This is a genomic window from Phenylobacterium sp. (genome assembly GCF_036402295.1).
GTDB lineage: Bacteria > Pseudomonadota > Alphaproteobacteria > Caulobacterales > Caulobacteraceae > Phenylobacterium.
This window is the reverse complement of sequence record NZ_DASWTE010000198.1, coordinates 12,612-25,590: the sequence shown is the minus strand read 5'-3', so window position 1 is coordinate 25,590 and position 12,979 is coordinate 12,612. Positions and strand designations below refer to the sequence as shown.

19 protein-coding genes are annotated in these 12,979 nt (G+C 71.0%); 11 read left to right on the top strand and 8 right to left on the bottom strand.

Annotated features, from left to right (window positions below; genetic code table 11):
* Nucleotides 1–123 precede the first annotated feature (123 nt).
* The 3 genes from VGD44_RS12460 (at nt 124) to VGD44_RS12450 (ending at nt 1,067) form a co-directional block, all read left to right on the top strand.
* Nucleotides 124–423: a glycine zipper domain-containing protein gene (locus VGD44_RS12460; protein ID WP_331087430.1), complete on the top strand. Its 300-nt coding sequence runs from the start codon at nt 124–126 to the stop codon at nt 421–423.
* Complete coding sequence (locus tag VGD44_RS12455) at nt 420–809, top strand: hypothetical protein (protein WP_331087428.1); 390 nt, start codon at nt 420–422, stop codon at nt 807–809. The genes VGD44_RS12460 and VGD44_RS12455 overlap by 4 nt, the downstream gene beginning before the upstream one ends.
* Before the next feature lie 72 nt (nt 810–881).
* Nucleotides 882–1,067 (top strand): DUF1328 domain-containing protein, encoded by a 186-nt coding sequence (locus tag VGD44_RS12450; protein ID WP_293481988.1) that lies wholly within the window; start codon nt 882–884, stop codon nt 1,065–1,067.
* On the opposite strand, the gene VGD44_RS12445 is transcribed toward VGD44_RS12450, so the two are convergent.
* Genes VGD44_RS12445 through VGD44_RS12435 form a run of 3 tightly spaced genes read right to left on the bottom strand, consistent with a single transcriptional unit; the run spans nt 1,068 to nt 3,071 of the window.
* Nucleotides 1,068–1,850, bottom strand: coding sequence for a metallophosphoesterase (locus VGD44_RS12445; RefSeq protein WP_331087423.1), 783 nt, complete (start codon nt 1,848–1,850; stop codon nt 1,068–1,070).
* Nucleotides 1,847–2,689 carry a diacylglycerol/lipid kinase family protein gene (locus VGD44_RS12440; RefSeq protein ID WP_331087421.1) on the bottom strand — a complete coding sequence of 281 codons (843 nt, stop codon included), beginning with the start codon at nt 2,687–2,689 and terminating at the stop codon, nt 1,847–1,849. Before VGD44_RS12440 ends, VGD44_RS12445 begins: the two co-directional genes overlap by 4 nt.
* 58 nt (nt 2,690–2,747) lie before the next feature.
* Nucleotides 2,748–3,071 carry a hypothetical protein gene (locus VGD44_RS12435; RefSeq protein ID WP_331087419.1) on the bottom strand — a complete coding sequence of 108 codons (324 nt, stop codon included), beginning with the start codon at nt 3,069–3,071 and terminating at the stop codon, nt 2,748–2,750.
* A 127-nt stretch (nt 3,072–3,198) separates the two neighbouring features.
* Here VGD44_RS12435 and VGD44_RS12430 point away from each other — a divergent pair, with 127 nt between their 5' ends.
* The 4 genes from VGD44_RS12430 to VGD44_RS12415 all read left to right on the top strand — a co-directional run bounded on the left by VGD44_RS12430 (nt 3,199) and on the right by VGD44_RS12415 (nt 4,959).
* Nucleotides 3,199–3,540, top strand: a complete 342-nt coding sequence (locus VGD44_RS12430) for a YMGG-like glycine zipper-containing protein (protein WP_331087417.1) — start codon at nt 3,199–3,201, stop codon at nt 3,538–3,540.
* 72 nt (nt 3,541–3,612) lie between these two features.
* Nucleotides 3,613–4,077 carry an OmpA family protein gene (locus VGD44_RS12425; RefSeq protein ID WP_331087415.1) on the top strand — a complete coding sequence of 155 codons (465 nt, stop codon included), beginning with the start codon at nt 3,613–3,615 and terminating at the stop codon, nt 4,075–4,077.
* 417 nt (nt 4,078–4,494) lie between these two features.
* Entirely contained in the window at nt 4,495–4,698 is a 204-nt protein-coding gene (locus VGD44_RS12420) for a hypothetical protein (RefSeq protein WP_331087413.1), read from the top strand.
* A gap of 9 nt (nt 4,699–4,707) precedes the next feature.
* Nucleotides 4,708–4,959 (top strand): hypothetical protein, encoded by a 252-nt coding sequence (locus tag VGD44_RS12415; RefSeq protein WP_331087411.1) that lies wholly within the window; start codon nt 4,708–4,710, stop codon nt 4,957–4,959.
* A 68-nt stretch (nt 4,960–5,027) separates the two neighbouring features.
* Here the strand turns inward: VGD44_RS12415 and VGD44_RS12410 are convergent, their stop codons facing one another.
* Nucleotides 5,028–5,828 carry a response regulator gene (locus VGD44_RS12410; protein ID WP_331087409.1) on the bottom strand — a complete coding sequence of 267 codons (801 nt, stop codon included), beginning with the start codon at nt 5,826–5,828 and terminating at the stop codon, nt 5,028–5,030.
* A 232-nt stretch (nt 5,829–6,060) separates the two neighbouring features.
* Here VGD44_RS12410 and VGD44_RS12405 point away from each other — a divergent pair, with 232 nt between their 5' ends.
* Genes VGD44_RS12405 through VGD44_RS12390 form a run of 4 tightly spaced genes read left to right on the top strand, consistent with a single transcriptional unit; the run spans nt 6,061 to nt 8,761 of the window.
* Nucleotides 6,061–6,249, top strand: coding sequence for a NepR family anti-sigma factor (locus tag VGD44_RS12405; protein WP_331087407.1), 189 nt, complete (start codon nt 6,061–6,063; stop codon nt 6,247–6,249).
* On the top strand, nt 6,249–6,857 hold the full coding sequence (locus VGD44_RS12400) for a sigma-70 family RNA polymerase sigma factor (protein ID WP_331087405.1): 609 nt from the start codon (nt 6,249–6,251) through the stop codon (nt 6,855–6,857). Before VGD44_RS12405 ends, VGD44_RS12400 begins: the two co-directional genes overlap by 1 nt.
* 13 nt (nt 6,858–6,870) lie before the next feature.
* Nucleotides 6,871–8,580, top strand: coding sequence for a sensor histidine kinase (locus tag VGD44_RS12395; RefSeq protein ID WP_331087403.1), 1,710 nt, complete (start codon nt 6,871–6,873; stop codon nt 8,578–8,580).
* A 43-nt stretch (nt 8,581–8,623) separates the two neighbouring features.
* Complete coding sequence (locus tag VGD44_RS12390) at nt 8,624–8,761, top strand: entericidin A/B family lipoprotein (protein ID WP_331087401.1); 138 nt, start codon at nt 8,624–8,626, stop codon at nt 8,759–8,761.
* A 57-nt stretch (nt 8,762–8,818) separates the two neighbouring features.
* Here VGD44_RS12390 and VGD44_RS12385 read toward each other — a convergent pair whose 3' ends face one another.
* The 4 genes from VGD44_RS12385 to chpT form a co-directional block, all read right to left on the bottom strand.
* Nucleotides 8,819–9,613 carry a protein-glutamate O-methyltransferase CheR gene (locus VGD44_RS12385; RefSeq protein ID WP_331087400.1) on the bottom strand — a complete coding sequence of 265 codons (795 nt, stop codon included), beginning with the start codon at nt 9,611–9,613 and terminating at the stop codon, nt 8,819–8,821.
* On the bottom strand, nt 9,610–9,978 hold the full coding sequence (locus VGD44_RS12380; RefSeq protein ID WP_331087397.1) for a response regulator: 369 nt from the start codon (nt 9,976–9,978) through the stop codon (nt 9,610–9,612). The genes VGD44_RS12385 and VGD44_RS12380 overlap by 4 nt, the downstream gene beginning before the upstream one ends.
* A gap of 64 nt (nt 9,979–10,042) precedes the next feature.
* The gene (locus VGD44_RS12375) at nt 10,043–12,103 is read right to left on the bottom strand and encodes a S9 family peptidase (RefSeq protein WP_331087395.1); all 2,061 of its coding nucleotides are present in this window, start codon (nt 12,101–12,103) and stop codon (nt 10,043–10,045) included.
* A gap of 184 nt (nt 12,104–12,287) precedes the next feature.
* Nucleotides 12,288–12,941: a histidine phosphotransferase ChpT gene (gene chpT, locus VGD44_RS12370; protein WP_331087393.1), complete on the bottom strand. Its 654-nt coding sequence runs from the start codon at nt 12,939–12,941 to the stop codon at nt 12,288–12,290.
* Between the last annotated feature and the right edge of the window lie 38 nt (nt 12,942–12,979).

The following is a 12,979-nucleotide window of genomic DNA, read 5'->3' as shown; positions in this document are numbered from 1 at the left end:
AAGAAAGGCAATCTTCCGTGGCTTCTAGCGGGCCTCTTTGCGGCGGGACGTTCAAGGCCCTATGTTGCGCAGCCTCTAGTCCAGCTCCTCAATCCGGGAGCATTCCCAGTCCGGAGACGACCCATGCCCGCCAAGGCCGGCCAAGTGACGACCGAAGACGCGGCCGCCGACAGCGCCGCCAAGATCGCCGCCGAAGCGCAGAAGGCCATCGCCGACGCCGCCAAGCGCATTGAAGCCACCGTCCAGCAGGGCCTGGAGCAGCTGCGCGCCCAAAGCCGCGTCTATGCCGACGTGGCCGGCGAACAGGTCGACGAAGCCGCCCGCATCGCCAGCGAACAGATCCGCGCCCGCCCGCTCGCCGCCACCGGGGCGGCGCTGGGCATCGGCGTGCTGATCGGCATGCTGATCGCCTCGCGGCGTTGATCAACCGCGTCCTGAACCTGACCGCCGCGGTCGCCGCGGTGGCGGCGGCTGTGGCCGTCTGCGTCGTGGCGGCGTCCTACGCCGTCTACGCGGTGGCGGAGCAGTGGCTGTCGCCCGCCGGCGCCGCGGCGGCGGTGGCGGTGGCGTTCGCCGTGGTGGCCCTGGTCGCCGCGTGGCTCGCGACCCGCAAGGTGGTCCCGAAGGCGTCGACGACCGCGCCGCCGCCGACGCCTGTCGAGCAGGTGATCGACCTCGCCAGATCGCATCCGCTCGCGGCGCTGGGCGTGGGCGCGGCCGCCGCCTTCGTACTGATCCGCAATCCGGCCATCGTCACCGCCGTGGTCAGCGCCTTCGTGGCCGGCAACGCGAGCAAGCCTCCGAAATAGCCGCGGAACGGCGGCCCCCTCCGAGCGTTGCCTTAGCCGCAGCTGCTTAAGGCTGTGAACGGAGATTGTGACATGCTCGGTTGGGCTTTGACCTTCCTGGTGGTCGCCCTGATCGCCGGCGTGCTTGGCTTCACCTCGGTGGCCGGCGCCGCGATGGGGATCGCCAAGATCCTGTTCTTCGTCTTCCTGGTCCTGTTCGTCGTCTCGCTGGTCCTGCACCTGGTGCGCGGCCGCGGCGTGGGGCCCGGACCCCTTTAACTAGGCTGGGCGCTTGTCGAGCGCCCAGCTCCGATAGGGCTCGTAGTGCGAGCCCGTCCAGGCGAGGGCGGTGACGCGAATGCAGCCGTCCTCGACCTCGACCTCATTGAAACCGGGCGGCACACCGCGCTCGCGCACCGACAGGGTGCCGGCGCCCACGGCATAGGTCCGCCGGTCGCCGTGCGGATAGGGCCAGGTGAAGGGGGCGTGGATATGCCCCGAAAGCACCAGGTCCACCTTCGCTTCCGCGAACACCGCCGCCGCCGCCTCCCCGCCCCAGACCCTGGACGTCATCGGCCCGCCGATCATCTCGATCAGGGGATGGTGGACGACGACGATGCGCAGGCCGTCGCCGGGCTCGAACCAGGCGGCCGCGGCGCGGGCCTGACGGACCGAGATCTGCCCCTTGGACCAGTTCAGTCGGGGCTGCGCGCCGCGGGCGGTGTTGACGCCGCGCACCGCTACCCCCGGCGCCCGCCAGGCCTGGGCCGGCGCCGGGCCGATATAGCGCTCGTAGCGGCGGAAGGGGGCGACGATGCGCTCGGCCCAGGCCAGGTAGGGCGCATCGTGGTTGCCCGGCGTGACCAGCCGCGGCCCGGGCAGGTCGGCCAGCCAGGCGGCCGCCAGTTCGAACTCCGGCTTCTCGGCGAAGCGGGTGAGGTCGCCCGAGACGATGGTGAGGTCGAAGCCCCCGGCCCGGATCCGCTCTGCCGCCCCCGCCACCGCGCCGACGTTCTCGCCGCCGAAGTGGATATCCGACAGGTGCGCGAGGCGGACCTTCATCGGTCCTCCTTCGGCGGGGTCAGGACCCGGCAGACCTTGGGGTCGAAGCGGATCTCGGAGAGGCTGGGCAGGGTCACCGTCTCGCCGTCGAGAATCGCAGGGATGCGATGGGCCGACCAGACCCGGGCCTCGCGGCAGAACTGGTCGTCGACCGCCGGATCGATGCGCCAGTCGCGGACCAGGGCGTTCAGACCCAGGCGAATGAGCTCGCCGGCGCCGCGGACGTTGAGGGCGGCGGCTTCCAGCACCGGCTCCTCGGCGCGCATCACCTTCGAGGCGATCGGGCAGATCAGCACCAGGGCCTCGGCCTTGGCGCGCGGCCTGCCGTCGAGCTGGTAGCGCAGCCGGCCGGTGAACGCCCGCTCAACGGCGCTGCGGACCTGGCGGAAGGCCGCGCCGAACTCGCCCTCGCGCGCCGCCTCGCGGGCAGGGGCGAGGCGCGCCGGGGAGCCCAGGATGGCGGCGCAGAGGAAGCGGTGGCCCTCGATGCAACCGCCGCCCAGGTCGCGCTCGCGCCCGGCCTCCAGAGCCAGCCGCAGGGCCTCGGGCCAGGGCCGGCCGCCGTAGACGGCGTTTGGCAGCATGTTCATGGTCCCGCCCGGCAGCGGCGCGATCAGTGGTCCGTCGGGCCCGACGAGCTCGGCCGCCGCGCGCACCGTGCCGTCCCCGGCGAGCGTGACGAGGAGGTCCGGACCGGCGTCCAGGCTGGCCCGCAGCTGGCTCCGCAGCTCGCTCGGGGCACAGGCGTGGATGTCGGCCCGGATCCCCAACTCGGCCAGCAGGCGCGCCATCTCGGCCGGCGCGTCGGGGCCGACGCCGCCGGACGCGACGTTGATCACCACCTCGACCTTGCCGAGGCGGGGACGTTCTTCGGTGAGGGCGGCCCCCGTGGTCGGCTTACCGGGTGGCAGGCGCTTCGGTCCGATCGGTGGCGGTCACGTCGCGAACGGCCTCGCCGGCGCCGGCGGCGGCGCCGCGGACCACCGGTTCGGCCCGGTCGGCGGCGGTTGCGAGGTTCTGGTCGACCACCACGCCGGCGCTGCCGAACGAGCCGTTCACGGCGGCCAGCGCCAGAACGAGCAGGCCGATGAGGGCCGCGACGATGGTGAAAGTCATCAGAACGGGGTGGCGCTTTCGTGCCCGCCGGGCGTCCCGGCGGCCCAGCTCGTAAGCCTGGCGCAGGTCCCTGCGCTCATGGTCGTGTTCGCTGTAGGAAGTCACGGCTCGGGTCTCCGGATGATGTGCCGCCGGTGCAACGGCGCCCGAGGGGCTTGGTTCCAGATAGGAACTGCGCCGTAGGGCGGCGCGTTGTGCGGCTCAGGGGACACCCCAAAGGAGAGCCTTCGGCATGTTGAAGCCTATTATCGCCATTGCGGGCGCCGGCCTTCTGGCCGCGGCCTGCACCACAACCGGCAACACCGAACGCAACGCGGTCGGCGGGGCCGCCCTTGGCGCGCTGACCGGCGCAGCCATCGGCGCGGTTTCGGGCGACGTGGGCGTCGGCACGGGCGCCGCAGTCGGCGCCGGCGTCGGCGCGGTCGCGGGCGCCGTGAAGGGCTGCCGTGAAGACGGCGGCTGCGGCGCCTCCTCGCCCAATCGCAGGCAGTACTACGACGAGCGCGCGGGTCGCTATTACTACTACGACCCGGGCACCGGCCGGTACTACTGGGAGAACGGCACGCCCCGCTGACGCCGGGCGGACTTAAGGCGTAAGACAAGGGCGGTCGGAGGTATCCGGCCGCCCTTTTCGCTGGAGGGATTCATGACCAAGAGCGCGATCGTGGCCGGACCCATGCTGGCGATGGGGGTGCTGGCGATGGGCTTGAGCGGCTGCGCCAGCATGAAGAGCGCCCGCGACCGGATCGTCCGCGCACCCAAGGTCTGCCAGGACCTGACCGTGCCGGTCTATTTCGAACCGAACGACGCCGAGATCACCCGCGAGGGCCGCCGGGTCATCTCCGCCAGCGCCGCCCAGGCCAAGGGCTGCAAGGTGGACGCCGTGCGGGTGCTGGGGCTGGCCGACGCCGCCGGCGACCCGCTGAGCAACCTCGAGCTGTCGAAGAAGCGGGCGGCCTCGGTGGCAGACGCCGTCGAGAAGGCCGGGCTCCCGGCCGCAGAGTTCGAGGTCGCCGCCGCCGGCCAGGCGGGCGCAGTGAACAAGGACGGCGAGCAGGCCCCCGTCCGCCGCCGCGCCGACGTCACGCTGAAGCTGTCGAAGCCGAAGTAGCGCCGCAGGCGCGTCGATCCTAACCGCATAGATCGCAGAGGACCGGTTCGCTCCGGAACTCTCTGCGTATCTCCGCGATCTCTGCGGTTGACAGGTGCGGCTTCGCCGCGACTCGCCCGAGGCATTGGCCCATAGAAAATGGGCGGGTCCCTCAGGACCCGCCCAGGTGTGCATCATCGAGAAAAGGGTTGCGGAGACGGCAGACTGGCATGCTCGCCAGCCTCAAGTCGGGGGGGGCGTCGCCGCCTCCGCAGACATAGAACACACACGCCCCGTAAGCGTTCCGACCGCCGTTCACTTTTTTCGGCATGTTTTTTCGCCCCGCCTCGGCGCCGGAACGCCGGCTTCGCCATGCGCGTTAGCGACGTGGGCCGCACCGCCTCCGGGCGGCGCGAGCGGAAGGAAAGGGCGTCTGCCATGCGCAGTTCCCTCGTCGCCACCAAGGGCCTCCGGCTGGTGCGCGGACCCAGCGTCCGTCGCGACGCCGCGCGGCGCCGCTGGACCGTGGTGGGCGCGATCGCAAGCCTGGCGCTGGCCAGCGGGCTGATCGGCTACCTCACCACGCCGGCCGGCGTGAACGAACCCCGGACCGGTCCGTTCAGTTACTTCCCGTCCCAGTAGGAGAGTCCCATGACGTTTTCGCGCGACAGCCAACGGCCGACCCTGAACGCCACGCGCGCGCGGCAGGGGCGCTGGGGCCGCCATGTCTTCTGGGTGCTTGTGTTCGGCACCCTGCTCGCGGCGCTGGGCCTGTTCGCAGCCTGGACCTGGCGCGGGCCGGAGCTCGCGGCCACCGAGCCCACCAAGCTCGAGGCGCAGCAACAAGCCCAGACGTTCGACACGCCCGAACCTCCGCCGGCGACCCCGCAGAAGAAGCCCTAGGATCCGGCCATCCAACAGAAAGGGCGCCGCTCCGGAGAGCGGCGCCCTTCTTGAATCCGTACGCCGGACTAGGCCGCCTGGCGGCTCGCCTTGCGCGGATGGAAGAACAGCGCCTGGCCGATCGCCGCCTTCACCGTCTCCGGCTGGAAGGGCTTGGTGATCAGGAAGGTGGGCTCGGGCCGCTCGCCGGTCAGCAGCCGCTCGGGGAAGGCGGTGATGAAGATCACCGGCACGTCGTAGCGCTGCAGGATGTCCTTCACCGCATCGATACCCGAGCTGCCGTCGGCCAGCTGGATGTCGGCGAGCACCAGGCCCGGCGTCTTGCGGGCCACCGCGTCCACCGCCTCGGTGCGGGTCGCGGCGATGTCGACGACGCTGTGGCCGAGTTCGGTGACCAGGGCCTCGATGTCGGCGGCGATCACAGGTTCGTCCTCGATGATCAGCACGTCGGTGGCGAGTTCGGCGTCGATCTCGGCCTGGGCCTCGGCGATCAGCCGCTCGACCTCGGGGAAGTCGGCGCCCAGGATCTGGGCCGCCTCGGTGGGCGTGAAGCCTTCGAGGGCGGTGAGCAGGAACGCCTGGCGCGAACGCGGCGCGATCCGCATCAGCCGGCGGGTGGCGTCGTCGACCGTGAGGTCGTCCTCGGCCGGCCCCTCCAGCTGGGCGCCCGAGGTGCACCAGATGGCGTGGAAGACGTGGTAGAGCGCGACACGTGGCGTCATGTTGTCCGCGAGCGTCCGCTCGCCGGCGGCCAGCGCTTCGAGCGCGACCCGGACGTAGTGGTCGCCCGTGGACTGATCGCCGGTGAGCGCGCGCGCATAGCGGCGCACGTAGGGAAGATGCGGCGCCAGTCGGGCTAGAAGACTCAAGGGTGACCCCTCCCGTGTTGCAACATGCCGGGCAGCCCACAGGGCAAGACGCTCCCTGGCAGCTTCCCTATGATGCTCCGAAAACGCCGCCTCAGGGAACCGGTTCCAATTATGCCCGGATTTCAGCATCCTGATGGTCAAGGTTGATGGAACCCGGAGCAGGGCGAAGGCGTTGAGCGGCGACGAGGACCACGAGAGGGGGCGGACTCCGCGTGAGCGGAGCGCCGAGGACATGATCGAACAGCGTCCGTCACCGGAGCGCCGCAAGGCATCCGCAGCCCTGGATGAAGCCCGCCTGCGCCAGCAGGCCATCGGTGTGCGCCTGCGCCAGATGTTCGATGAGGTCGTCAACGAGGACGTCCCGGACGAGTTCCTGGAGATATTGCGGCGGGCCGACGAGCGCGGCTCGGAGAAGGCTTGATGGAAGCTGCCCCCGCTACATCCCGCGCGCCCCGCACACCCGAGGAGGACGCGACGTTCAAACGCGAGCTGGTGCAGCTGATCCCGCACCTGCGCGCCTTCGCCCGCACCCTCTGCGGCGATCCCACCGCGGCCGACGACCTGGCGCAGGACGCCATGATGAAGGCCTGGGACGCGCGCGCCAGCTTCCAGATGGGCACGAACATGAAGGCCTGGACCTTCATGATCCTGCGCAATCAGTTCTATTCCGAGAAGCGCCGGTCCTGGCGGCAGAGCCAGCTGGACCAGGAAGCGGCCGAGCGCACGCTGGTGGCCGTGGACGATCCGGAGGCGCCCGTGGCGCTGGACGAGCTGCGCCAGGGCCTGGCCATGCTGCCGGCCGAGCAGCGCGAGGCCTTGATCCTCGTGGGCGCGGGCGGTTTCGCCTACGAGGAGGCCGCCGAGATCTGCGGTTGTGCGGTCGGCACGGTCAAGAGTCGGGTCAGCCGGGCGCGGCGCGCACTGCACGCCATCCTGGAGGACGGCGCCTATGCGCGCGATGGCGCCTCCGCAGGCGACGCCATGCGGTCTATCCTGGCCGACGCGGAGCGCCTAAGCAGCGTCCGCTAGCCAGGAGGACCGGTTGCCCGGAAGTTCTCTGAGCACGATCCGGGTGCGCCTGATCGCGGCCCTCGCGGCCGCGCTGCTTCCCGTGCTGCTCCTGGGCGCGCTGCAGTCGGCGATCGGCTTCCAGCGCGAGGGCCAGGTTCTGCGGCAGAACCTGGGGTTCGCGGCCGAGCGCAGCGCCGCGACCGCCCGGGCGCGCATGGAGAGCGCCGACATCCTCCTGCAGACACTGGCCCCCGGCGCGGTCGGCTACCAGTGCACCGAGCGGCTGGGCGACGTGGTGGCGCGCATCCCCGGCTACCTGAACCTCGTCCGCTTCGACCGGCTGGGGCGCGTCATCTGCGCGGCGGGCTCGGTGCCCGCGGACCCCCAGCGCGCGCAGCGGCCGTGGTTCCAGGAACTGGCGGGCGGTCGCAACTTCGCGGTCACTCGCGAGACGAACCTCGCCTACGCCAACGAGCCGACTGTGCTGACCGCCGCGCGCGCCACCGCCGCAGACGGGGCGTTCGACGGCGCCTTCACCGCGGTGATCGCGCTCTCCAGCCTCCAGCCGCCGGTGACCGACCCGACCCTGCCCAAGGGCGCCGAGGTGGGCCTGGTCGAGAAGACGGGCCGCTACATCACCACCACCGATCCCGGCGCCTTTCCGCGCCTGCCGACCGACTGGCGCGCCAAGGTCGAGGCGCGCGGCACGCTCGTCTGGTACGGCCGCGACGGCAAGGACCGCCGTCGGGTCTATTCCGCAGCCCCGGTGGTCGGCGACGAGGTCTATGTGGTGCTCTCGGCCCAGTCGCCCGGCATCCTCTCGTGGGCGCGCCTGAACCCGCTGACCGGCATCGTCTTCCCGCTGCTGACCTTCCTCCTGGCGCTGATCGCGGTGTCGGTGGTGGCCGAACGGGTGGTGATCCGCTGGATCGCCTACCTGCAGCGGATCGCGGCGCTCTATGCGCGCGGCCGGCTCAGCGTGCGGCCGGTGCAGGCCGAGCAGATGCCGCCCGAGATCCGCGAGCTGGCCGAGACGCTGGAGGACATGGCCGACGCCATCGTGGGCCGCGACGCGAGCCTACGCGACAGCCTCGCCCAGAAGGACGCGCTGATGCGCGAGATCCACCACCGGGTGAAGAACAACCTGCAGGTCATCTCCAGCCTGCTGAACATGCAGCAGCGCTCGCTGGCCGACCCGGCGGCCCGCTCGGCCATGAGCGACACCCGCCAGCGGATCACCGCCCTGGCGCTCATCTACCGCGCGCTATACCAGGGCCCGGACCTCAAGCGCGTCGACCTGCGGCCGTTCCTCGAGGAGCTCACCGCCCAGTTGGTGAACGGCGAGCTGTCGCACGGCCTGGCGGTCCGCACCGAACTGAAGGTCGACCCGCTGGTCATCGACCCCGACAGGCTGGCGCCGCTGGCCCTGTTCGCCGTCGAGGCCATCACCAACGCCCAGAAGCACGCCTTCGCCGCGCGCGGCGGGGTGCTGAAGCTGAACTTCACCGTCCGTGGCCAGGAGGCCGAGCTGGAGATCTCGGACGACGGCGACGCCGGCGAGGACGCGCTGGTGTCCACCGGCGTGGGCCGGACGCTGATGACAGCCTTCGCCCGTCAGCTTCGCGGCCGGGCCGAGCTCGCCCGCAACGCCGAGGGCGGGATCACCGCCCGCCTCATCTTCCCCACCCCGTCAGCCGAGCGCGCCGCCCCGCCCGCCCGGGGGAACCGCGCCGCCGCCTGAACCGTTGCCACGGGACCCAAGCTGAACCCCGGGAGACTCTCCGATGCGTAAGATCTTTCTGATGGCGGTCCTCGCCGCCAGCATGGCCACGGCCGCCTGCAACACCGTCTCCGGCGCCGGCAAGGACGTCGAGTCCGCCGGCCAGGCGGTCACCGACACGGCGGAAGACGCCAAGAAGTAAATCCAGAGCGTTGCTTGAACGGGGCCTCGTCTCGGCGGGGCCCTTCTCTTTGCCGCCTCAGGCCGCGGCCGCGAAGACGCCGGTCGCGGGCGTCACCGGCGCGAGGTCGACCGCCTCGTCCTTGAGGCCCAGCACCAGCCGGCCGCCGGGCGCGAGCGCCGACTTCAGCTGATCGTGAACCTTGAGGCGCGCCGCGTCGGCGAGCTGCCCCAGGATGTTGCGACACAGCACCAGTTCGAACTGGCCGTAGCGGGCGAGGTCGTCGACGAGGTTCACACGGCGCCAGCGCACCATCTGGCGGATCCTCGGCGAGAGGGCGAAGGACTCTCCGCGCTTTTCGAAGTGGCGCACCAGCATGCGCGCCGGCAGGCCGCGCTGCACCTCGAACTGCGAGTAGAGCCCCGACTGCGCCTTCTCCAGGCTGCGTTCCGACAGGTCGGAGGCGTAGATCTCGACCTTGCCCGCGAACCCCGGCTTGTCGGCCAGCAGCATGGCCAGCGAATAGACCTCCTGCCCCGTGCCGCAGGCCGTGCTCCAGACCCGCACCGGCTGGCCTTCACGGGCGCGCGCCAGCTCGGGAATGACGTCCTCCACGAGGTGGCTGAACACGGCGCGGTCGCGGAAGAATTCGGTTTCGGGCAGCGCCATGGCCTCGACGGCCGCCCAAGCCATACGCTCGTCGGCCCCGGCGCGCAGGAATTCGATGAACACCTCGGGCGTGGCGTAGCCCTCGCGCCGGGCCACCGGCCCCAGGCGGCTGTCGATAAGGTAGCCCTTCTCCGGGTCGACCTGCAGGCCGGCGCGGGTCCGGCAGAGGTCGGAGATGAAGGCGCGGTCGGCGGCCGAGATCACGCGGCCAGCCCCAGGTACTCGAGCTTGCCGGCCACGATCGAGCCGTCGAAAGGCTTCATGATGTATTCGTCGGCCCCCGCGTCCAGCGCCTCGCGGATCTTGTCGAGATCGTTCTCGACGGAGCAGAACACGACCTTCGGCCCGTCGCCGCCCGGCTCGCTGCGCAGGCGCTTCAGGAACTGCAGGCCGTCCATCACCGGCATCTGCCAGTCGAGCAGGATCACGTCCGGCATGACGGCCGTGCACCAGGCCATCGCCTCCACGCCGTCGCCCGCCTCGGCCACCTCGAAGCCGAGGTCCTCGAGGATGCGGCGCGACACCTTGCGGATCACGCGGCTGTCGTCGACGACGAGGCAGGTCTTCACGGGCGCTCCAGGACTACGCCCGTCTATGTCGCGCCCAGTTGGTTAACGCCCGGCCAACGCAGGCCTACTTCGGCGGAGGTTCCTCGAGCCACCGACGCATCCAGACCTCGACGTTGCGATACCACTCCACGGAGTTCTGCGGCTTGAGCACCCAGTGGTTCTCGTCCGGGTAGTAGAGCAGCCGCGAGGGCACGCCCTTGCGCTGGGCGGCGGTGAAGGCGGCGAGGCCCTGGGACGCCGGCACACGGTAGTCGCGCCCGCCATGCACGACCAGCATCGGGACCTTCCAGTTCGCGACCTTGTTCAGCGGGTTGAAGCGCTCGAAGTCCTCGTTGCGGTCCCAGACGAGGCCGCCGTTCTCGTACTCGGAGAAGCTCGGGATGTCGGTGGTGAGCGCCATGGTGCGGGTCTCCATGACGCCGGCGTGGTTCACCAGGCACTTCCAGGGCTCGTTCCAGACGCCAGCGATCCAGGCCACCATGTAGCCGCCGTACGAGCCGCCCAGCGCGCAGGCGCGGGCTCCGTCGAGGTAGGAATGCTTGGCGAGCGCCGCGGCCCACCCCTTCTGCAGGTCCTCCAGCGGCCGGTCGCCCCAGTGGTTGACGATCGAGTTGGCGAAGGCCTCGCCGTAGCCGTTGGAGCCGTGGAAATCGATCATCACCACCGCGAAGCCCATGCCGGTCCACACCTGTGGGTTCCAGCGGTAGCTCCAGGCATCGCCGAAGCTGCCGTGCGGGCCGCCGTGGATCAGGAAGGCGACGGGGTATTTCTTCCCGGGCTGGAAGCCCTGGGGCGGCAGGACGTAACCGTGGACCGTCTCGTCGTTCCAGCCCTTGAAGGTGAACTGCTCGGCGGGGGGCAGCTCGAACTCCTTCATCGACGCGGCGTTGTGGCGGGCGAGCAGCGCTTCCGAGCCATTGCGGCCGATCTCGTACAGCTGGCCCGGGCCGGTCAGGCTGTCGCGCACCGCCACCAGCCGCTCGCCGGCGGCGGTGAAGGCGGTCACACTGCCGCTGCCCGTGAGGCCGGTGACCCGGCGCTGCGCCACGTCTATGCCGAACAGGCGGGTGCGGCCGCGGTCGGCCATGGTGGCGTAGATCGTCTTGCCGTCGGGGCTCCAGCGGATGGCGTCGGCCGAGCGATCGAAACCCGGCGCGGCCTCGAAGCTAGCGCCGGTGCGGAGGTCACGGACCATGATCGCCGGACGCAGGTCCTCGCGCGCCTCCTTGCGGCGCAGGAAGGCCAGCCGGGTCCCGTCGGCCGAGAGCGTGGGCTTGGTGGACGAGGCGGTGTCGCCGGCGTCGAGGGCGCGGGGCGCGGCCGAACCGTCCAGCGGGGCGGTGAACAGCTTGTAGTGCGCGGCCACCCCCCACGGGGCGCCCGGCTCCAGCGCCGAGAAGACCACCTCGCGGTTCGAGACCGCATAGTCGCGGTCGTCGCCGAACGGCTTGTCGGGAGCCTCGGCGTCGAAGCCCTTCATCAGGCGCACGGGCTCTGCCGAGGCGGCGCCGTTGGCGTCCAGCTTCAGGGCGAACAACTGCGAGCGCTCGCCGTCCTGCCAGTCGTCCCAGATGAACATCGGCAGCCGGTCGTAGACCTGGGCCGTCACCGGATTGCTGCGCCGCGTCTCGGCCTGCTGCCTGCTGCAGGCGAGCGTGTCGCAGTCGGCGAAGACGTGGGCGGCCACCACCAGGGTCCCGCCGTCGGGCGAGACGCGGTAGCTGGCCACGTTCACGGGCAGGTTGGTCACCTGGACCGCCGCTGCGCCGTCGGAATCGGTCCGCCACACCTGCTGCAGGCCGGTGCGGGCCGAGAGGAAGTAAAGGGTGCGGCCGTCGGAGGACCAGCGCGGCGCCGTGGCCGCCTTGTCCGAGATCGCCAGCACGCGCGGGAGCCGCGGGCTCCTGCGGTCCAGCACCCAGACCGTGCCGACGCCGCGGTTGTTGGCCCAGTCGGTGGCGCGCAGCGTGTAGGCGAGGAAACGGCCGTCGGGCGACAGCTGCGGGTCGCCCACCCTGTCCAGCAGGGCGAGGTCCTTGGCCGTGAAGGGCCGCGCTTCGGCGCCGCCCGCCATCAGGACGATCCCAGCGGCCAGGGCGGCCGCACACCTCGCGAACTTGAACATCAGCTTGAGCTTAGGCCCGAGGCCCCATCTTGCAATCGCAACACCCGGAGATACGGCGGCGCAAGCTTTTCGGCCGCCCCGGCGCGCCAGCGCCGAATAGAATCAACCGCGGAAAACGCAGAAGGTCAGCAGGCAAGGCCTCTTCCGCGCTTTTCCGCGTTTCAATGATTGCGCCTGCGGCGCGTTACGCCGGGATGGTCGCGGCGAAGATGACCCGCTCTTCCTGGACGTCGGCGAAGACGCGGCCGCCGGCGTCGGTGACGAAGAGGTGGGTGTAGTAGGCCTGGACCCAGTGGCCGTGCAGGCCCTCGCCAAGCGGCTGGCCTTGCAAGCCCGCCAGCACCTCAGGGCGCAGCCGCGCACGCGGACCGGTGGCCTCGACGGCGATCGCCAGCGAACTCCCCTCCTGCACCGCGCGCACCTTGGCCACGCCGCCGGTCGGCAGGGCCGCGCCGGCCATCTGGGCCAGATTGAGCAGGGCCCGGGCGGCGGGCTTGTTCACCGCAGGCGTATCGACCGCCCACTCGAGGGTGGCGCGCATGTGCTCGAAGACGCCGCTGGCCAGCTTGTCGAGGTCGCGCACGTCGAAGGTCTCAGCCGAGGCCGAGGCCCCGAACGCCACGCGGCAAAATGACAGCAGGTCGGCCAGCTTGCGCGCCGAGGACGTGATCAGGCCCATCGCCTCGTCGCGCATGTCGTGCGCCGAGGGGTCGTCCAGCAGGTCCAGGCCCGACGATATCGCGCTCGCGGGGCTGATGAAGTCGTGGCACATCCGGGCGGCCAGATAGGCGGCGATCTCAGCGGGGCGAACGGGCGCAGCCGTGGCGGTCTCGGTCATGGCGGGAATGACTAGAGCAAGACCCGTCAAAGTGGAAT